Origin of the sequence: Saccharothrix sp. S26 (assembly GCF_021390395.1) — a bacterium.
Taxonomy (GTDB): domain Bacteria; phylum Actinomycetota; class Actinomycetes; order Mycobacteriales; family Pseudonocardiaceae; genus Actinosynnema.
Genome location: NZ_JAJUWT010000014.1, coordinates 173,569 through 192,311, shown reverse-complemented (window position 1 = coordinate 192,311; position 18,743 = coordinate 173,569). Strand labels below are relative to the sequence as shown.

Here is an 18,743-nt window from a genome sequence, read left to right as displayed (position 1 = left end):
CTCGCGGCGCGGTCTCCGGCCGTCAGGTCACCGATTTAGGGTCGAAAGTCCTGTATCTGACCCGCCCGGGTGAGGAACGGGATGGTTCTTATGGCGGACTGCTGCCGTAGCGGGCAGAATGACCAAGTCGGGAATTCGCAAGATCGTCCGCGTCATCGAGAGGTCGTAGGGGAAGACGTCCCTCGTCGAGTAGCGGAGGTCAGCTGTGAGCACCCGTGGCAGCAGCAGTGGCGTGGTCTACGTCCACTCGTCGCCGTCTGCGGTCTGTCCGCACGTCGAGTGGGCGATCTCGGGCACCCTCGGTGAGCGAGCGGACCTGAAGTGGGCGGCGCAACCCGCGGCGCCAGGTCAGTTGCGCGCCGAATGCAACTGGACCGGCGACGCCGGCACCGGTGCCCGACTCGTGTCCGCGCTCAGGGCGTGGCCGATGCTCAGGTTCGAGGTGACGGAAGACCCGAGTCCGGGCGTGGACGGCGTGCGGTACTGCTTCGCGCCCGTGTTGGGGTTGTGGCACGCGCGCACGAGCGCGAACGGCGACATAGTTGTTTCAGAGGACCAACTCCGGGCGTTGGCGGCGCGCAGCAGAGGCGGCGAGTCGTTCGCGCACGGGGTGGACGAGATCCTCGGGGCGGCGTGGGACGACGCGTTGGAGCCGTTCCGGCGGGCTGGTGATGGTGCGCCGGTGACGTGGTTGCACCGGGTTGGCTGAGGTCCCGGTCCTGGTTGGGGTGGCTTGCTTCTGGCCGCGCTCCTTGTAGTTCGGGCGGCTCGGTGGTTGAGCCCGGCTCGATTTGACATGGGGCCCGTACGGGCACTCCAGGCAGGCCAAAGCCGGCAGGCCCGGCGGGGAAGAGCGTCCCGCCGGGCCTGCCGGCTTCGACCAGCCTCAAGCACCCGAACCCATGTCAAATCGGGCCTCGGTGGGTTGGTGCCGGGTCCGTTGGGGCTGGTTGGGCTTCGTTGTTCAGTGGGTGGGCTGGGGGTCGGTGGTGGTGGGGGCTTGCCAGGCGGCCATCAGGTCGCGGTAGAGCGGGGAGGTGGCCAGCAGGTCCTGGTGGTTGCCCAAGAGTGGGGGGCCGCCGTCCATCAGGAGGACTCGGTCGGCTCGGAGGGCTGAGGAGAGTCGGTGGGCGATGACGATCAGGGTGCCGCCTCGGGAGGCGAAGGCTTGTTCGACGATGGCTTCGGCGGCCGGGTCGAGGGCTGAGGTGGCTTCGTCGAGGATCACGACGTCGGCGGACGAGGTGTAGACGCGGGCGGCGGAGAGGAGTTGGGCTTCGCCGGCGGAGAGGCCCGTGGCGGAGTGGCCGATGGTGCCCGAGAGGCCACCCAGCTTGGTGATCAGGTCGGATGCGCCGACGGCGGCGGCGGCTTCGAGGAGCGCGGCGTCGGGGGCGGTCGGGTCGAGCAGGGCCAGGTTCTCGCGGACGGTGCCGGTGAAGAGGTAGGTCTCCTGGGGCACCAGGGCGATGCGCTGGTGGCGCAGTTGCGGGGTGGTCGAGCGCACCGGCACGCCGCCGAAGCGCACTTCGCCGGCTTGGGGTTCGACCAGGCCGGTGAGCAGGCCCGCCAGGGTGGACTTGCCGATGCCGCTGGGGCCCACGACGGCCAGGTGGGAGCCCGGTGGGAGGGTCAGGTCCAGGTCGCGCACGATCGGTTCGGCGGTGGGGCTCCAGCCGAAGGTGACGGCGCGCAGTTCGATCTCGGAGTTCTTCGGGACGGCGTCGCCGGTCGGGACGTCGATCGGCGGGGCGGCCTCGGCCAGGCGGCGCAGGGCGATGACGAGGCGGAGCACGATGGTGCTCGTGGTGTCGGCGAGGCGGCGCAGCGCGGGTTGGACGCTGGTGCTCAGGTAGACCACCGCGCCGAGCACCTCGCCGGTGGTCAGCGTGCCGGCTCGGACCATGCCCGGTGCCATGAGCAGCAACAGCACCAGCGGGGCGAAGCCGCCCAAGGCGATGACGACGCCGCGCAGCGCGGTGGCGAAGGCCATCCGGACGGTGGCGGCGGCCTGGTGATCGACCTGGGTCATGACGTCGCGCAGGGCGTGGTCGGCCCCGTGCACGGCGGTCACGTCGCGGACGCCGAGGAAGACCGTGCCGGCGACCGAGGCCGCCTGCTCGTCGGCCAGGACGAGGCGGCGTTGGCCGCGGGCCAGGGAGGGCAGGAGCAGGCCGAAGAGGAGCAAGGCCGCCAGGACGGGCAGGATCACCAGCCAGGCCAAGGAGGAGACGGTCGCGGCGAGGCCGACCAGGGCGGCGGTCGTGGTGACCAGCAGTGCCCTGGCCTGGACGAGGACGCCGGCGGTGGCGTCGCGGACGACTTCGACGTGGCGGGTGATCCTCGCGACGGCGCTCGCGTCCGGTTGGCGGGTGTGGGTGCCGGCGTGCAGGACGCCCCGCACGACCTGGCGGACGAGGGCGTCGCGGAGCGGTTCGACGACCGCGCCCAGGCGCGTGAAGACCTGGCGCAGGCCGAAGCCGCCCAGGACCGCGACCGCGGCGAACACCAACAGCCAGGCCACGCCGGTCCACGGGCGGCCGGCGGCGAAGCCCCGGTCCACGGCCAGGCCGACCAGGCGGCCGGACAGCAGGGCGGGCACGCCTTCCAGCACCGACCAGCCGAGCAGGACGGCGATGCCGCGCCGTTGGTCGCGCAACGCCCGCAGGTAGGTCATCAGCCGAACACCGCCCGGTACTCGTCGTCGTCCCAGAGGTCGGAGTGGGTGCCGGTGGCGCGGACCCGGCCGTCGTCCAGCCAGACGACGACGTCGGCGCGGCGGGCGGTCGCGGCGCGGTGCGTGACGACCACCCTGGTCCGGCCGGGCAACGCGGACTCGACCGCGCGTTCCACTGTGGACTCGGTGACCATGTCGAGGCTCGCGGTCGCGTCGTCGAGCACCAGGACGGCCGGGTCGCGGACGAACGCCCTGGCCAGGCCCAGTCGTTGCGCCTCGCCGCCGGACATCGGGGCGGCCGACATCGGGGTGTCGTAGCCCTGCGGGAGGCGGACGACCACGTCGTGCACCTGGGCGGCGCGGCAGGCGGCTTCGACGTCGGTCCGCTCGCGGGAGGTGCCGTAGCGGACGGCGTCGGCGACCGTCGTGCCGACGAGGGCGGGCCGTTCGAAGGCGTAGCCGACGGAGCCGCCGCGCCGGACGTCACCCGACGACGGCCGCACCAGCCCGCCGATGACGGAGGCCAGCGCGGACTTGCCGGAGCCCGACCGGCCCACCACGGCGACGAACGTCCCGGCGGGCACGGTCAAATCGACGTCGTGCAGCGCGTCGGGGACGGTGACGCCGGTCAGCGTGATCTCGCCGGGTGGGGCGTGACCCGGTTGGTCCTGCGGGGGCAGGGGTGTGGTGAGGACTTCTTCGAGGCGGTGGGCGGACGCGCGTGCGCGTTGGAGGGCCGTGAGCAGGGTCGTCTGCCCCACCACCGTCATGCCCAGGGCCACGTAGCCGAGGGTGGCGAGGACGTCGCCGACGCTCAGCCGGCCCGCGACCACGCCGAAACCCGCGGCGGTCAGCACGGCCAGCTCCACGGCGGGCAGCAGGAGGCCGGCCCGCCAGATCATCCGGGCCTGCGTGCGCCACATCCCGACGCCGGCGGCGGTCAGGCGGGGCAGCGGCCGCAGGACTCGTTCGGCCTCCTGGTCGGCACGACCGGAGGCGGCGATGGTGCGCAGGCCGCCGACGGCGTCGACCAACCTCGCCGACAGCTCGCCGGACACCTCCTGGTAGGTCGCCACGTCCGCGGCCGTCAGGCGCAGGTGCGACCGCACCAGCAACGCGGCCAGCGGCACGCTCAGCAGGAACACCACGGCCAGCCGCCAGTCCAGCAGCGCCAGCGCGGTGATCGCGCCGACCGCCGTGACCACCGAGATGCCCAGGTTCACCGCGAGCACCGAGACACCGCCCGCGATCGCGCTGTCGCCGGTCAGCCTGCTCACCGCGTCACCGGCCTCGAACCGCGCCGGGTGGCCCAGCGCGAGCAGGTGGGCGGTCAGCCGGTGGCGCAGCCGGGCCGCGCCACGTGCGGTGATCGCCGCCGCCAGCACCACGCCGATCGCGTCGCCGACCACCTCCACGCCCGCGAGCCCGACCAGCCACCACACCGTGCCGGCGGCCAACCGGCCGTCCAGCGCCATGTCCACGGCGGAGGCGAGGGCGGTCGGCAGCAGCAGGCCGGCGGCCGTGGCGAGCAGTGCGTTCAACGCCAGCAGCACCCACCGGAGGTCGCGCCGGACGACGGTGGACAGCACCACGATCTGGGACTCCTAGGTCGATCGCCGCGGTGGGCGCATCATGTGACGCGCGAGGTCGGTTGCCAGGCGATCCCGCGACGTGGGAAAAAGCCGGGTGAGCGGCGCACTTCGACTGCGCCGCTCACCCGGACCCGCGTGGCGGGTGTCAGCAGAGGACGAGGCTGACGGTGGAGTGGCTGCACGGCAGCAGCAGGGAGGCGTTGGACGCCGTCGTGCTGCCGCCACCGCCGCTGCTGCCGCCGCTCGCCATGGCGTTGGACTGGGCCTCGGGGGTCTCGAGGTCCTGCAGGTCGAGGATGAAGTCCATCGTGACTCCTCAATTCGGGGGATTGGAAAGGGTTACTGCTACCGGCCGGTGAGGGCCGGGGCTGTGAGGAACGGCAGCACGGGTGTGCCGTCCAGGACCGCGCCGAGCGCCAGCAGCACGCCCGCGCCGCCGGTGTCGACGTCCATCGAGAGCCGCCGCAACTGGATCCCGGGGAACGCCAGGCCCTCTTGGTAGGGCACGGCGTGCCAGGACAGCGCGGCCAGGTGCCGGTCGATCGCCTGCCGGGGACCGCCCGCGTGGGCCAGGGTGGCCAGCAGGCCGGCCCGGCCGAGCATCAGCGCCGGCTGGATCACGAACTCGCCGGTCGTGCTGCCCACGAGCTCCGGCAGCCGTTCGACCACGGGCAGGTCGGGCGCGGCCAGGCGGAACTCGTTGAGCACGAGGGCGATGCCCGCGCTGCCGACGCCGACGTACGGCAGGGTGCGGAAGTTGCCGTCGCGGACCTGCGTCGAGCCGTCCAACGCGGTCATCGTCTCGGCCAGGTCCCGCTCCAGGGCGCGCACGCCGAGGTCGAGCCAGCGGCGGTCGTCGGTGTGCTGGAACAGGCGCAGGAACAGCAGCGCCGGGCCCGACCAGCCGTGCTCGAAGCCCGCGCGGGCCTTCGAGCCGGGCGGCTCGGCGTCGGCGAGCGCGGTGTCGAGCCGTTCGCCCAGCTCCAGCGCCTGGGCGACGTAGGTCTCGTCGTCACGGGTGCCGGCGAAGTGCAGGAGGTTCAGCCCGATGCCCGCCAGGCCCGCGCTCAGGCCGTGGTCACGGGTGTCCGGCACCATCTGCGCGTAGGAGCGGACCAGCTCCTCGGCCAGGTCGTGGTGGCCGAAGTTCTCCAGCACGTGCGCGATGCCGTGCGCGCCGGTGAAGAAGCCGGGCTCCTTCGGCGGTTCGCGGCGCACCGCGTCCAGCAACCACTGCTCGTGCTCGGGGTAGCGGCCCATGCCGGTCACGTGCAACGCGTGCAGCACGCCCGCCGCGCCGTAGCCGAAGCCCGCGCCACCGATCTCGAACTGCTCCACGTCACCGGGGAACAGCCGGTCCGCGCGCTGGGGCGTGGCGCTGGCCAGGATGCCCGCCGCGATCGACTTGCGCACCAGCTGCCAGTCCGGCTCCGGCACGTCCAGCGCGGTGGTGGCGGGGCCCGGCTGCCCGTCGCGGGGCGTCAGGACGTCGAGGATCTTCGCGCAGTACTCGTCGGGCAGGCCGAACCGCCGCTGGATGAAGTCCACGTGCGCGCGCAGCTTCACGGGGGCCAGCTCGATCACGGCGTTGAGCGGCAGGAAGACGTAGAGGCGCAACGCGGCCAGCGCGTGCTCGTCGATCTCGAAGCCGGTGCGGTCCGGCGGCGCCTGGAACCCCGGCGCGCCGAGCGTGGGCCTGCCGTTCTCCTCGATGCCGAACGCCAGCTCGAAGTCGATCAGCGACACCGCGTCGTCGTCGTCCACCAGGACGTTGAGCGGGTGCAGGTCGCTGAACACGACACCGCGCTCGTGCACGGCGGCCACGATCCGCTCGACGTCGGCGACCAGCTTCAACGCCCGCGCGGTGTAGGCGGTGACCGCCTCGTCGGTGACCTCGTGGTGGGTCAGCGGGTAGTTGTTGCCCAGCCACTGGCCCAGCGGGCGGCCCGTGACCCGGGCCATGGCCACGAACTCGTGCTCCCAGGCGGTGAAGTGCTCGTAGACCTCGGGCACGCCGGGCACACCGGCCACCCTGGTCAGCATCGCGTGCTCGCGGCGCAACCGGGCCACCGCGTCGATGTTCTCGCGGTCGAGCCCGGCGTGCGGTCTGGCCTCCTTGAGCACGACCTGTCTGTCGTCGGCCTTGCGCACCGCCTCGTACACGCCGCCGCCGTTGGAGAAGTGCAGCGACTGCACCACCCGGTACGGGAACGCGTCGGCGTCACCGGCGCGCCGCGCGGCCAGGTGCTCTTCCAGGCACGCGGGCAGCTTCACCCAGTCCGGCACCCAGAACGTCGGTTTGCGCTGGTCGGGCACGAGCGCGCCGTCCGGACCCTCGATCGCCAGCACGCGCTTGCCGTCCCGCTCCAGCCACTGCTCCACGAACCCGCCGTAGCGGACGAACAGGGGGCCGGCGCCGTAGCGGAGGTCGCTGAGGATGTACGCGCCCGGCTGGCCGTCGAGGATCTCCGACAACTCGGCGAGCGTCGTTTCCAGCTGCGCCTCGTCGGCCGGGTAAATGGTGATCAGTTTCCCGCTGCCCTCGCGCGGTGCGTACTTCGAGTTGCGCGCCAGCACGATCGACCGGGTGCGCAGGTACTTGAACGGGATGCGGCGCGCGATCAGGTACTCGTAGGACTTCAGCAGCACCTCGCCCGCGTTGCGCACGGTGGCCGAGACGTGCACCTTCCAGCCCTGCTTGGGCAGCACCACCCCGTCCGGGTGGATGTGTCGCCAGATGTTGCGGTCACCCTGCGTCCAGCCGTCCGGCAACGCCGGCAGCACCTGCGAGAAATCGTCTTCGGCGGTTTCCGCGTGGCTTTGCACGTCGTAGAACAGACGGTCCGCGAAGCAGTAGGCCTCATAGCGGAGGTCCACGGGATTTCGCCTCCTCGCGATTTATCCGACCGGCTAATTCCCGCACGCCACCGGCTGAGAAGCCAATCCACCATTTCGGGGGTGTGGGCGTCCATTCGTGTGCATGAGCTTTCCTCGAATTGGTACTGCTAGTGGGTATAAGATGCCTGACGTCACCCGATCGCGATGTTTAAGCGCACGGACGTGCGGAGAGCGGCTACGTGGAGCGGCTAAACGAAACGCGATCGTTCTTCGCTTTCGGGTGTCCCCACCTGCGGTTTTTTCGGCTGCCCGCTGATATGCGGTGATCGTCACGGACCGTGTCGAAAGGGCCGGGCAGGTGTTCCTCGGCCCGTTTTCGGGACGGGGTGGACCCGATATCTCGAGAACGTGGGCGCAATGGTGTGGTGAAGTCATTGTGAGTGGTTATGGCAGGACGTTCAAACCGCACTCTGCGGGCTTTCCGCTGCACCGTCCGGGTGATTATCCGCACGAACGGACGCTGTGGCACCCTCCAGGGGTGTCCGCGCGCCTGCTGCTGCCCGCCGTGCTCCTCGTCGCCGCCGCCACCGCGGGCGTCGGCGTGCTGGCGCGGGAGGTCTACCAGCGGCCGCTGGTGGCCCAGGGCGACCAGGTCGCGGCGCCCGGCTCGGGGCCGTCCAGCTCGGTGCCGCGCAGCGCCCAGCCGGGCCCCGGCACGGTGCAGCTCAGCGTCGACGCGGCGCAGCACCCCGACGGCCAGCGCGTGCGCGAGGTGCTCCAGCAGTTCTTCGACGCGATCAACGCCCACGACTACGAGCAGTGGGCCAAGACCGTCACCGCGCACCGGGTCGGGCAGACGCCCAGGACGCGGTGGTTGTCGGACTACGAGAGCTCGCGGGACGGGTCGATCCTGGTGCACCGGATCGAATCGGTCACGCCGGAGCGGCTACGGGTGCTGATGACGTTCACCAGCACGCAGGACGTCGCCAAGGCGCCGGCCGAGCTGCAGTCCGACTGCATCCACTGGCGCGTGGTCTACCCGTTGCAGGTGGAACGGGGCGTGCTGCGCGTCGACCTGGGCACCGAGGGCTCGACCTCCCAGTTCACCCCCTGCTGACCCCGCGTAACGCGTGAGTCCTACGTTCGGAACGCGTGAGTCCTACGTTCAGGACCCCCGAGTTCAACGCTCAGGACACGACGGTGGGGTCGCCCCCCGACCTCAGCGACCCCACCGACGACGCCGGCCCCCTTACAACGGGATGTTGCCGTGCGCGCCCCGGCCCGCCGGCGCCGCCGCGAGGGCCTGCGCCAGCTTCCGCCGCGTCTTCGTCGGCTCCACGACCTCGTCCACCACGCCGATCGCGATCGCCCGGTCCACGCCACCCGCGACGCGCTCGTGCTCCTCGACGAGACGGGCGTGCAACGCCTCCCGCTCCTCGTCCGGCACGGCCGCCAGCCTCCTGCGGTGCAGGATGCCGACCGCCGCCCCGGCCCCCATCACGGCCACCTCGGCCATCGGCCACGCGAACACCGCCGTCGCACCCAGCGAGCGCGAGTTCATCGCGATGTACGCGCCGCCGTACGCCTTGCGCGTCACCAACGTCACCCGCGGCACCACGGCCTCACCGAACGCGTGCAGCAGCTTCGCGCCCCGCCGCACCACGCCGTCCCACTCCTGCCCGACCCCCGGCAGATACCCCGGCACGTCCACCAGCACCAGCAGCGGCACGCCGAACGCGTCGCACATCCGCACGAACCGCGCCGCCTTCTCCGCCGACAACGAGTCCAGGCACCCGCCCTTGCGGATCGGGTTGTTCGCGACTACACCGACCGTGCGCCCACCGAGCCGACCGAGACCGACCACGACGTTGGCCGCCCACCTCGCCTGCAACTCCTCGAACGAGTCGTCGTCCACGATCGCCCGCACCAGCGGCCTGACGTCGTAGGCCCGCCGCGGCCGCTCCGGCAGCAACGCCCGCAGATCCTCGCCGTCGGGCACCGAGTGCAGGTCGAACACACCGGGCCGCGCGAACAGCCCGGTGATCCGCCGCGCACGCAGGTAGGCGTCCGGCTCGTCGTCCGCGATCACGTGCACGACACCGGACCTGCGCCCGTGCGCCTCCGCACCGCCCAGCCCGTCCATGTCGATCCGCTCGCCGGTCACCGACCGGACCACGTCCGGCCCGGTCACGAAGACCTTGCCGGCCGGGGCCATGATCACCACGTCGGTCAACGCCGGCCCGTACGCGCCGCCACCCGCCGCCGGACCGACCACCACGGAGATCTGCGGCACCCGACCGGACGCCCGGATCATCGCCGCGAACATCCGACCCATGCCGTCCAGCGACTCCACGCCCTCCGGCAGCCGCGCACCACCCGAGTGCCAGACGCCGATCACGGGTATGCGCTCCCGCACCGCCGTCTCGATCGCCTCCACGATGTGCCCGCACCCCTCCGCACCCAGCGCCCCACCCATCCGCGTGGCGTCGCTGCAGTACGCGACGACCTTCGCGCCGTCGACCCGGCCGCGCACGGCGAACATGCCGCTGCCGTCACGGGGGCGCAACGGCACCACGGACCCCGGGTCGAGCAACTGCGCCAGCCGGACCTCCGGGTCGCGCGGATCGGTGTCGCCGTCCGCTTCCGGGTGCACCGGCGGGGGCGCAAGGGCGGTCATCGGGAAGCTCCTCGTGGGACGTGGACGTCAGACCTGGGTGAAGACGAGCGAGACGTTGTGCCCGCCGAACCCGAACGAGTTGTTGACCGCGGCGACGAGGTCGATCTTGCGCGGCTCGCCGGTGACGACCTCCAACTGCACCTTCGGGTCCTGGTTCTCCAGGTTCAACGTCGGCGGCACGATGCCGTCGCGGACCGACAGCAGCGTGGTGATCGCCTCCACCGCGCCGGACGCGCCGAGCAGGTGGCCGTGGTTGCCCTTGGGCGCGGTCAGCACCGGGTGGTCGCCGATCGCGCGGCGCACGGCCTGCGGCTCGATCACGTCGCCCACCTGGGTGGACGTCGCGTGGCAGTTGACGTGGCCGATGTCGGCCGGGTCGACACCCGCCGCGCGGATCGCCTTGGCGATGGCCCGCGACTGGCCGATGCCCTCCGGGTCGGCCGCGGTGATGTGGTGGCCGTCGGAGCTGGTGCCGATGCCCGCGAGCCTGCCGTAGATCCGGGCGCCGCGGGCGCGGGCGAAGTCCTCGCGCTCCAGCACCATGATCCCCGCGCCCTCGCCGAGCACGAACCCGTCCCGGTTGACGTCGAACGGGCGCGACGCGCGTTCCGGGTCGTCGTTGCGGGTGCTCATGGTCCGGGCCTGGATGAAGCCCGCCATGGTGATGGTGGTGATGCACGCTTCCGCGCCACCGGCCACGACCACGTCCGCCTCGCCCGACTTCAGCATCCGGTACGCCCAGGCCAGCGCCTCCGCGCCGGACGCGCAGGCCGACACCGGCGCGTGCACGCCCGCGCGTGCCTTGAGGTCCAGGCCGACGTGCGCGGCCGGGCCGTTGGGCATGAGCATCGGCACGGTCAGCGGCGAGACCTTGCGCAGGCCGGACGCCTCGATGAGGTCGTCCTGGTCCAGCAGCGTCATCGCGCCGCCGATGCCGGTGCCCACCACGACGCCGAGCCGCTCGGGGTCGACGTCGTCGTCACCGAACCCGGCGTCCGCCCACGCTTGGCGGGCGGCGACCACCGCGACCTGCTCGCAGCGGTCCAGCCGGCGCGCCTCGACCCGCGGCAGCACCTCGGTCGGCTCGACCGCGAGCGGCGCGCCGATCTTCACCGGCAGGTCGAAGCGCTCCACGAAGTCGGCCGTCAGCGTGCGCACGCCGCTGCGGCCGGCCAGGAGGGCGTCCCAGGTGGAGGCGACATCGCCACCGAGCGGGGTGGTGGCACCCAGCCCGGTGACGACGACGTCGTTGTTACTGGTCATGCGTTGCTGGCGATGTAGTTGACCGCATCGCCCACGGTCTTGAGGTTGGCCAGCTCGTCGTCCGGGATCTTCACGCCGAACTTGTCCTCGGCCTGCACGGCGATCTCCACCATGGACAGCGAGTCGATGTCCAGGTCGTCCACAAAGGACTTGTCAGCCGTCACGTCGGCCGCCTCGACACCGGCGACCTCCTCGACGATCTCGGCGAGCCCCTTCTGGATGTCCTCGTTGCTCACTGAAAATCCCTTCCTTCTTGCTTCGCCGGCTGGGTCGTCCCACCGGAGTCTGGAATAGCGGTCACGGCAGCCGGACGACCTGTCCCGCGTAGGACAGGCCCGCCCCGAAGCCGACGAGCAGCGCCACGTCACCGCTGCGCACCTCTCCCGCCGCGCGCATGTGGTCCAGCGCGAGCGGGATCGAAGCGGACGAGGTGTTGCCGGAGTCCACGATGTCACGAGCGATCACGAGGTCTTCACGCGCACCCTTGGCGCGCAACCGCTTCGCGATGGCCTCGACGATGCGCAGGTTCGCCTGGTGCGGCACGAAGACGTCCACATCGGACACCTGCAGGCCGGCCAGCTCGATCGCGTTGAGCGCGATCGGCGCGATCTGCGTGGTCGCCCACCGGAAGACCGCCTGGCCCTCCTGGAAGATGAACGACGCCCGGTCCTTGACGTGGATCATGTCCACGAGGTCGCCCGCGCTGCCCCACGACACCGGGCCGATGCCCGGCTCGTCGGACGGCCCGACGACCGCCGCGCCGGCGCCGTCGGCGAAGATGATCGCGGTCGACCGGTCGTCGCCGTCGACCCAGTCGGTCAGCTTCTCCGCGCCGATGACCAGCACGTGCCGGGCCGTGCCCGCCCGGACCAGGTCCGAGGCGGTGCCCAGGGCGTAGCAGAACCCGGCGCACGCGGCGTTCAGGTCGAACGCGGGCGCGCCCTTGACCCCGATCCGGTCGGCGACCTGCGCCGCCGCGTTGGGGATCTGGGACGGCATGGTGCAGGTGGCCACGATGACCGCGCCGATGTCCGACGGGGCGAGCCCGGCGTCGGCGACGGCCTTGGCGCCCGCCTCGACCGCCATGTCGACCAGCAGTTCGTCCGGCTTGGCCACGCGGCGGTTGACGATGCCGACCCGGTCGCGGATCCACTCGTCGGAGGTGTCCATGCGCAGGCTGAGGTCGTGGTTGCTCACGATCGTCTCGGGCTGGTAGCTGCCCAAGCCGATGATGCGGCTGCCGACCGGGCCGGTGGGGACCGAGAAGGTGGTCACTCGGCCACCTCCGCGGGGGTCGCGGTGATCATCTCGACGACCTGGTCGAGCTGGTCGGGGGTCTTGAGGCCCAAGGTGGGTGTGCCCTTCAGTTCGCGCTTGGCCAGGCCGGTCAACGCGCCCGCGGGCGGCAGTTCGACCACCGCGCTCACGCCGCGCCCGGCCAGGGTTGCCTGGCAGGCGTCCCACCGCACGGGGCGGGTCACCTGGGAGATCAGTCGGTTCAGCACCTCGTCGCCGTCGGAGACGACGCCACCGTCGGCGTTGGACAGCAGCGGCAGCGCGGCGTCCTTCACCACGATCCCGGCGGCACGGGCGCGCAACGCCTCCTCGGCGGGCGCCATGAACCGGGTGTGGAACGCGCCCGCGACCTTCAACGTGCGGATCTTCGCCCGTCCGGGTGGCTCCTCGACCAGCCGCTCCAGCGCGTCCAGCGGACCGGCGGCCACGATCTGGCCCGCGCCGTTGCGGTTCGCGCCGACCAGGCCGAGTTCGTCGAGCCGGGCCAGCACCTCGTCCTCCTCGCCGCCGAGCACCGCGGCCATGCCGGTCGGCGTCAACGCGCAGGCGGCGGCCATCTCGGCGCCGCGCACGGCGGCCAGCGCCACCGCGTCGTCGGTGCTCAGCACGCCCGCGATCGCCGCGGCGGCCAGCTCGCCGACGGAGTGACCGGCGACGACCGTATCGCTGGGCAGCTCGACCCGGCGGCGCAGCTCCTCGTAGGCCAGCAGCGCCAGCGCGACCACGAGCGGCTGCGTGACGGCGGTGTCCTTGATCTCGTCCGCGTCCGCCGTGGTGCCCAGCCGGACCAGGTCGAGACCGGTCGCCTCGGACCACGCGGCGACGCGCTCGCCGGCCCCCTCGACGTCGAGCCAGGGGGTCAGCATGCCGGGTGTCTGGGACCCCTGTCCGGGGGCGAGGAGCGCGATCACCCGCTCACTGAACACGTTCGCGGCGGTTTCCGGTGATGCCGCCACAGACGAAACACGGGACCGTGCGTTGTAGGGTCTCTACAAAAGTGACTCGGAGATGAACGTAGAACGACGTCGCGTGTTGTCGGACCCGGCCCAAACGGACATGCGTCGTCGGTCACACTCGGACGAGCGTCGCCCGCCAGGGTCACCACAAACCGCGGGCACGGGCCAGCCTGCCCACGGACAGTGCGATCCGCAGCACCAGAGCGTCACGGGGGTCGTTGGCGTTGCGCCCGGTGAGCTCGGTCGCGCGCTTGAGCCGGTAGCGGACCGTGTTCGGGTGCACGAACAGCTTCCGCGCGCACGCCTCCAGCACGCCCCCGACCTCCAGGAACGCGTCCACGGTCTCCAGCAGCGAGCCGCCCGCGTCCTCCAGCGGCCGGGCCACCCGGTCCACCAACTGCCACTCGGCCTCCGGGTCGCCCGCCAGCGCCCGTTCCGGCAGCAGGTCCAGCGACCGCACCGGCCGCGGCGCGGCGGGCCACCCCACCACCGCGCGCAGCCCGGACAACGCGTCGCTCGCGCTGCGGTGCGCCTCGGCCAGGCTGGTCACGGTCGGGCCGGCCACCACCGCGCCGGGCCCGAACGCGTCGGAGACCCGGACCAGCGACTCTCCCCGCTCCGTCTCCCCGCCCAGCACCACGACCAGCCGCGAGCCCTGCACGCTCAGCAGCACCGGCCGCCCGACCCGGGCCGCCCGGCTGCGCACCTCGAACACCACCGCGGGCGGGTCGTCCGACGGCGGGTTGCCCACCAGCACGGTCGCCTCCGCCGCCGGGTCCCAGCCCAGCGCGGTGGCCCGCGACAGCAACGACTCCTCCGCGTCACCACGCACGATGCCGTCCACGACCAGCGCCTCCAGCCGGGCGTCCCACGCACCGCGCGCCTCGGCCGCCGCCGCGTACGACGTGGCCGCGGAGAACGCGATCTCCCGGCCGTACCGCAGCACGCCCTCGGTCAGCAACGCCCGCTCGGCGTCGTTCTCGGCCAGCTTCGGCAGCAGTTGCTCGAACAGCTCCAACGCGATGCGCACCAGCTCCACGGTCTGGCGCAGGCTCACCCACCGCGAGATGTCCTTGGGCGCGGAGCGGAACGCCTCGGCGGTCAACCGGATCGCCTGCTGCGGGTCGTGCAGCCAGGACACGAACCCGGCGACGCCGTTCTGGATCAGCAGCAGCACCCCGGCCCGCTGGTCGGCGGGCATCCGCCGGAACCACGGCAGGCGTTCCTCCATCTCGGCCACGCTCGCCGCGGCCAGGTCGCCCGACGCCCGTTGCAGGGTCCGCAAGGTGGCCCGCGACAACGCGGTTGAGCTGGTCACACCCACACGATCGCACGGGCGCACCCCCTCGACACCAACGAGTGACACCCACTGACGCTCCGCGCCGATCCCCTTACCGTCGGTGGCGTTGTGACCGGCTCGTCTGGGAGGGTCTCGTGCGCAGGTACATGTCAGTCGCCGTGGTGGTCGCCGCCGTGCTGGCGACGGCGGTCGCGCCGTCGTTCGGGTCGGCGCGCAGCGATCCGCTGGCCGAGTTCCACTCGCAGCAGCTCACCTGGTCGCCGTGCAAGCAGTCGCTGGAGTGCGCCGAACTCGTCCTGCCGCTGGACTACGCGCGACCGGCCGCGGAGCGGATATCACTGGTCATCAGCCGCAAGAAGGCCACGGAGCCGGCGCGCAGGCGCGGCATCCTGGTGCTCAACCCCGGTGGACCGGGCGGCTCTGGCCTGGGCATGCCGACGTTCCTGGCGGGCAGCGAGCTGGCCAAGGTCTACGACCTGATCGGGTTCGACCCGCGCGGTGTCGGCGGTTCCACCGCGCTGACCTGCCGCACGGTCCCCGAACTGGCCACGGCCGACACCCGACCGGCTGATTCGGAGTTCCCGAAGTGGGCCGCCGAGGCGCAGGCCGCCGAGGACGCGTGCCACCGCGCCGCCGGTGGCATCCGGCCGTTCGTCAACACCGCCAACACCGCGCGCGACCTCGACGTGGTGCGGGCCGCGCTGCGCGAGGAGAAGCTCAACTACCTGGGCTACTCCTACGGCACGTACCTGGGCGCGGTGTACGGCAGCCTGTTCCCGGACCGGCTGGACCGCAGCGTGCTCGACTCGGCCGTGCACCCGGAGTGGATCTGGCGCGAGCAGTTCCGCGCGCAGGCGGTGGCGTACCGGCGCAACGTCGAGACGTGGTCGAACTGGGTCGCCGCGCACCACGACCGGTTCAAGCTCGGCGCGACACCCGATGCGGTGATGGAGACGGTCGAGTCGGTCGCCACGGCACTCGCGACGAAGCCGGTGGGCGAGGCGACCCGCACGCGCTTCGACGCGGCCGTGGGCGTCGGCGCGCGCTACCGTCCACTGTGGGCGGACCTCGCGGTGGCGGTGACCGAGCTGAAGGCGGGCTCGCCGTCCGCGGCGGGCGCGCTGATGTCCGGTGAGGCGCAGGACGAGCTGATCTCCGGCGTGTTCAACACGGTGACGTGCGAGGTCGACTGGCCCACCGACATGGAGACCTACTACGAGGACATGCGGGTGTTCCGCGACCGCTACCCGTACGGCTTCGGCGTCATGCGCGCGGCCCCGACCACGTGCGCGTTCCGCAGCTTCACCCCGCCGGAGCCCGCGGTGGCGCTGAAGCGGGAGGGTTACCCCGTCGGGGTGGTCGTGCAGGCGGAGGGCGACACCCAGACGCAGTACGAGAGCGGCCCGGCCATGGCGGAACGGCTGGGGCACAACCTCGTCACCGTGCGGGACGAGGGCAAGCACGGCCTCTACGGCGGCGGCAACGCGTGCGTGGACCGGGCCGTCAACCGGTACCTGATCCAGGGCATCCTGCCGCCCAGCAGCTCGTACTGCCCCGGCGACCCCAGGCCCGACGTGAACCAGGCGACCTCGGCCGAGCACGTGCGGACGTACTTGGACAGCCGGGGCCTCTCGGCCCGGTTCTGACGCCCACCCGACCGATCCCGGATGCGAAAACGCCCGGCGCGAGAACCTCGCGCCGGGCGTTTCCCTCTCCCCGGTCCCCACCGGTGATTCCACTCTGGACTGCCGACGCGAGAACCGCCACGTCAGTCACCCTTTCGTGCCACCACTTCAGGTTGCCGGGTGATGCGGGCTGAGAAACGATCTCGGCACAAGCGAAAACGCGAAGGAGGGTCGTCGTGGGTACCCAGATCACCGATGGGCTCGGGCAGGCGTGGACGATGGTGGCCACGTTCGTGCCGAAACTCCTCGGCTTCCTCGTCGTCCTGCTCATCGGGTGGATCATCGCGAAGGCGCTGAGCAAGGCCGTCGGCTTCCTGCTCAAGCGGGTGGGCTTCGACCGCCTCGTGGAGCGCTCCGGGCTGTCCGGCGCGATGTCGCGGTCCCCGATCGACGCCTCCGGCCTCATCGTGAAGCTGGTCTACTACTTCGTGCTGCTGATCGCCCTCCAGCTCGCGTTCGGCGTGTTCGGCACCGGCAACGCGGTGAGCGCCCTGCTCAACGACGTCATCGCGTACCTGCCGCGCATCGCCGTGGCCATCGTGCTGGTGCTGGTCGCCGCGGCGATCGGCAAGGCCCTGCGCGGCCTGGTCACCGGCGCGCTGGGCAACCGCCCGTACACCCGGATGCTCGGCGGCATCACGTACGGCTTCATCGTCGCGCTCGGCGTCATCGCCGCGCTGAACCAGCTCGGCATCGCCGTCGCGGTCACCATGCCGGTGCTCATCACGGTGCTGGCCACGGTCGCGGGCGTGATCGTGATCGGCGTGGGCGGCGGCCTGGTGCGCCCGATGCAGCAGCGCTGGGAGGGCTGGCTCAACCGCATCCAGGAGGAGACGTCCTCCATCGCGCCCGCGCCGCGCCAGTCCCAGGACACCCTGACGGGCCGGGCGCAGGAGCCGGTGTCGGCCGCCGCCCGAGCGGCCCGGCAGAACCCGGTGGACCCCCCGACCCCGCCCGCCGGCATGCCGCTGCCGCCGCGCACCGACGGACCCTGACCCGGGGGACCGGCCCGCCCGAGGGCCGCTCCGACCCGCGAGCCGAGCGCGCGACCACGACCCCGCCCGAGGCCGCTCAACACCCCCGACGACATCCATCGCGACCGCCGACCGGCCCCCGATCCGCCCACCAGCGGTCGGGGGCCGGTCGGCGTCCCGGGGTCAGTCCAGCTCCTCCAGCACGTCCGCCCAGCTCACGTAGGCGAAGCCGGTGGTCGGCAGGTCGCCGACCGCCGGGGTGCGCTCGCCGTCGTGCACGACCAGCAGGCCCTTCCGGTAGCGCGGCCCGAGGTCGGCGGTCACCAGGTGCGCGCCGTCGGAGTGCTCGACCGAGTCGACGCCCCGCCCGCTGCCGACCACGAACTCGCCGACGTAGCGGTTGCGGCCGGTCCGCTCGTAGGCCACGAACCGCGAGTCGCCCTGGCTGGACGCGATCAGGTACCCGTCACCGATGGCCAGCCCCTCGGCGTCGGCGGTCAGGTGCGCGCCGCCGAAACCGGGGTCCGTGCCCGACACCGAGCACTCCTCGGTCTCCGGGTCGTAGGTCTGCGGTACCCCGAACGAGCGAACCTTGTCGACGAGCACGGGCGTGCCGAACCCGGTCGCCCGCAGCGGCACGCGCCAGATGCCGACGTCCTCCTGCGCCGCGTACAGCACGCCGTGCTCGGAGTCGACCACCATGCCCTCCAACTGGGGCCGTTCACCCGGCTCGCCGCACGGCGTCCAAGTGGTGCCGTCCGGCAACGGGAACGACGACGGCAGGTCGAGCGTGGACACCACCGCCGTGCCGACCGAACCCGCCGGACCGGGCGTGACGCGCAGCAGCGCCACCCTGGCCTCGTTGCGCCGGTTCGTCACGACCACCGGCGTGCGGCCGACGAACCCGGCGGCCAGCCCGTACGCGGTGCGCTGGTCGTCCACCTCCTGCTCCGACGAGGAGAACACCGGCCGCGCGCCCGGATCGGTCACGTCCCGCACGACGGACGACCCCGCCGCCGCGCCCCGCGCGTCCAGCTCGTAGACCCGGACGCGGTCCCGGCCGCGGTCGCTGACGAACGCGAGGTCCCGCGACCGCCCGCCGACCCGCGCGCCGCCGAGCACGTCGACGTTGTTGTACCGGCCCGGCTTGGCGTCCGGCGTCGGCGGCGCGGGGGCAGGGTAGGTGCCCAGGGTCCGACCGGCCAGGTCGAACGCGGCCAGGCCACCCTCCTTCAAGGTGCCGAGCACGACGCTCTGCCGGGCCGAGCGCGGGTTCACCCAGATCGCCGGGTCGTCGGCGTCGGCGTCGGCGGGCGACCCGGACGGGTCGTCGACGAACGCGCCGGTCTGGGTGACCGGCACGACCACGGCCGGGCCGGGGGAGGAGGCGATCAGCAGCGGCACCACCGCGGCCATGAGCAGGATTCGCATTCGGCGGAAGCTACCGGCCGCCGGTGTACCGGGCCTGAAGTCCAGGTGACCACG

The 18,743-nt window shown here is 72.3% G+C and carries 15 protein-coding genes; 4 read left to right on the top strand and 11 right to left on the bottom strand.

Annotation, left to right across the window (positions count from 1 at the left end):
• Positions 1-205 precede the first annotated feature (205 nt).
• The gene (locus LZG04_RS23740; protein ID WP_123743506.1) at positions 206-709 is read left to right on the top strand and encodes a DUF3145 domain-containing protein; all 504 of its coding nucleotides are present in this window, start codon (positions 206-208) and stop codon (positions 707-709) included.
• Between the two features lie 255 nt (positions 710-964).
• Here LZG04_RS23740 and LZG04_RS23735 read toward each other — a convergent pair whose 3' ends face one another.
• From LZG04_RS23735 to lanKC, 4 genes are all read right to left on the bottom strand, one after another.
• Positions 965-2,677, bottom strand: a complete 1,713-nt coding sequence (locus tag LZG04_RS23735; RefSeq protein WP_233820219.1) for an ABC transporter ATP-binding protein — start codon at positions 2,675-2,677, stop codon at positions 965-967.
• Positions 2,677-4,269, bottom strand: coding sequence for an ABC transporter ATP-binding protein (locus tag LZG04_RS23730; RefSeq protein WP_233820217.1), 1,593 nt, complete (start codon positions 4,267-4,269; stop codon positions 2,677-2,679). Before LZG04_RS23730 ends, LZG04_RS23735 begins: the two co-directional genes overlap by 1 nt.
• A gap of 145 nt (positions 4,270-4,414) precedes the next feature.
• The gene (locus LZG04_RS23725) at positions 4,415-4,576 is read right to left on the bottom strand and encodes a SapB/AmfS family lanthipeptide (protein WP_233820216.1); all 162 of its coding nucleotides are present in this window, start codon (positions 4,574-4,576) and stop codon (positions 4,415-4,417) included.
• Between the two features lie 38 nt (positions 4,577-4,614).
• Positions 4,615-7,146 (bottom strand): class III lanthionine synthetase LanKC, encoded by a 2,532-nt coding sequence (gene lanKC / locus LZG04_RS23720; RefSeq protein WP_233820215.1) that lies wholly within the window; start codon positions 7,144-7,146, stop codon positions 4,615-4,617.
• Positions 7,147-7,645: 499 nt separating this feature from the next.
• Between lanKC and LZG04_RS23715 the strand changes: the two genes are divergently transcribed.
• A complete protein-coding gene (locus LZG04_RS23715; protein ID WP_233820214.1) occupies positions 7,646-8,224 on the top strand; it encodes a hypothetical protein in 579 nt (192 codons plus the stop codon).
• A gap of 132 nt (positions 8,225-8,356) precedes the next feature.
• Here the strand turns inward: LZG04_RS23715 and LZG04_RS23710 are convergent, their stop codons facing one another.
• The 6 genes from LZG04_RS23710 to LZG04_RS23685 all read right to left on the bottom strand — a co-directional run bounded on the left by LZG04_RS23710 (position 8,357) and on the right by LZG04_RS23685 (position 14,617).
• Positions 8,357-9,784, bottom strand: a complete 1,428-nt coding sequence (locus LZG04_RS23710; protein WP_233820213.1) for an acyl-CoA carboxylase subunit beta — start codon at positions 9,782-9,784, stop codon at positions 8,357-8,359.
• Positions 9,785-9,811: 27 nt separating this feature from the next.
• A complete protein-coding gene (locus tag LZG04_RS23705; RefSeq protein WP_233820212.1) occupies positions 9,812-11,047 on the bottom strand; it encodes a beta-ketoacyl synthase in 1,236 nt (411 codons plus the stop codon).
• A complete protein-coding gene (locus LZG04_RS23700) occupies positions 11,044-11,283 on the bottom strand; it encodes an acyl carrier protein (protein WP_053720023.1) in 240 nt (79 codons plus the stop codon). The genes LZG04_RS23705 and LZG04_RS23700 overlap by 4 nt, the downstream gene beginning before the upstream one ends.
• A gap of 61 nt (positions 11,284-11,344) precedes the next feature.
• A complete protein-coding gene (locus tag LZG04_RS23695) occupies positions 11,345-12,322 on the bottom strand; it encodes a beta-ketoacyl-ACP synthase III (protein WP_233820210.1) in 978 nt (325 codons plus the stop codon).
• Positions 12,319-13,209, bottom strand: coding sequence for an ACP S-malonyltransferase (locus tag LZG04_RS23690; protein WP_374202858.1), 891 nt, complete (start codon positions 13,207-13,209; stop codon positions 12,319-12,321). The genes LZG04_RS23695 and LZG04_RS23690 overlap by 4 nt, the downstream gene beginning before the upstream one ends.
• A 232-nt stretch (positions 13,210-13,441) precedes the next feature.
• Positions 13,442-14,617: a CdaR family transcriptional regulator gene (locus LZG04_RS23685; protein ID WP_233820206.1), complete on the bottom strand. Its 1,176-nt coding sequence runs from the start codon at positions 14,615-14,617 to the stop codon at positions 13,442-13,444.
• A 116-nt stretch (positions 14,618-14,733) separates the two neighbouring features.
• Here LZG04_RS23685 and LZG04_RS23680 point away from each other — a divergent pair, with 116 nt between their 5' ends.
• Together LZG04_RS23680 and LZG04_RS23675 are read left to right on the top strand one after the other, a co-directional pair.
• A complete protein-coding gene (locus LZG04_RS23680) occupies positions 14,734-16,245 on the top strand; it encodes an alpha/beta fold hydrolase (RefSeq protein WP_233820205.1) in 1,512 nt (503 codons plus the stop codon).
• A 215-nt stretch (positions 16,246-16,460) separates the two neighbouring features.
• Positions 16,461-17,279: a hypothetical protein gene (locus tag LZG04_RS23675; protein WP_233820204.1), complete on the top strand. Its 819-nt coding sequence runs from the start codon at positions 16,461-16,463 to the stop codon at positions 17,277-17,279.
• Positions 17,280-17,441: 162 nt separating this feature from the next.
• Here LZG04_RS23675 and LZG04_RS23670 read toward each other — a convergent pair whose 3' ends face one another.
• Complete coding sequence (locus LZG04_RS23670; protein WP_233820203.1) at positions 17,442-18,689, bottom strand: phytase; 1,248 nt, start codon at positions 18,687-18,689, stop codon at positions 17,442-17,444.
• Positions 18,690-18,743 lie beyond the last annotated feature (54 nt).

Excerpts from the sequence above, each read along its gene's own strand:
- LZG04_RS23735 (WP_233820219.1), bottom strand. The coding sequence starts at position 2,677 with ATGACCTACCTGCGGGCGTTGCGCGACCAACGGCGCGGCATCGCCGTC.
- LZG04_RS23725 (WP_233820216.1), bottom strand. The coding sequence starts at position 4,576 with ATGGACTTCATCCTCGACCTGCAGGACCTCGAGACCCCCGAGGCCCAG.
- LZG04_RS23710 (WP_233820213.1), bottom strand. The coding sequence starts at position 9,784 with ATGACCGCCCTTGCGCCCCCGCCGGTGCACCCGGAAGCGGACGGCGAC.
- LZG04_RS23705 (WP_233820212.1), bottom strand. The coding sequence starts at position 11,047 with ATGACCAGTAACAACGACGTCGTCGTCACCGGGCTGGGTGCCACCACC.
- LZG04_RS23690 (WP_374202858.1), bottom strand. The coding sequence starts at position 13,209 with ATGCTGACCCCCTGGCTCGACGTCGAGGGGGCCGGCGAGCGCGTCGCC.
- LZG04_RS23670 (WP_233820203.1), bottom strand. The coding sequence starts at position 18,689 with ATGCGAATCCTGCTCATGGCCGCGGTGGTGCCGCTGCTGATCGCCTCC.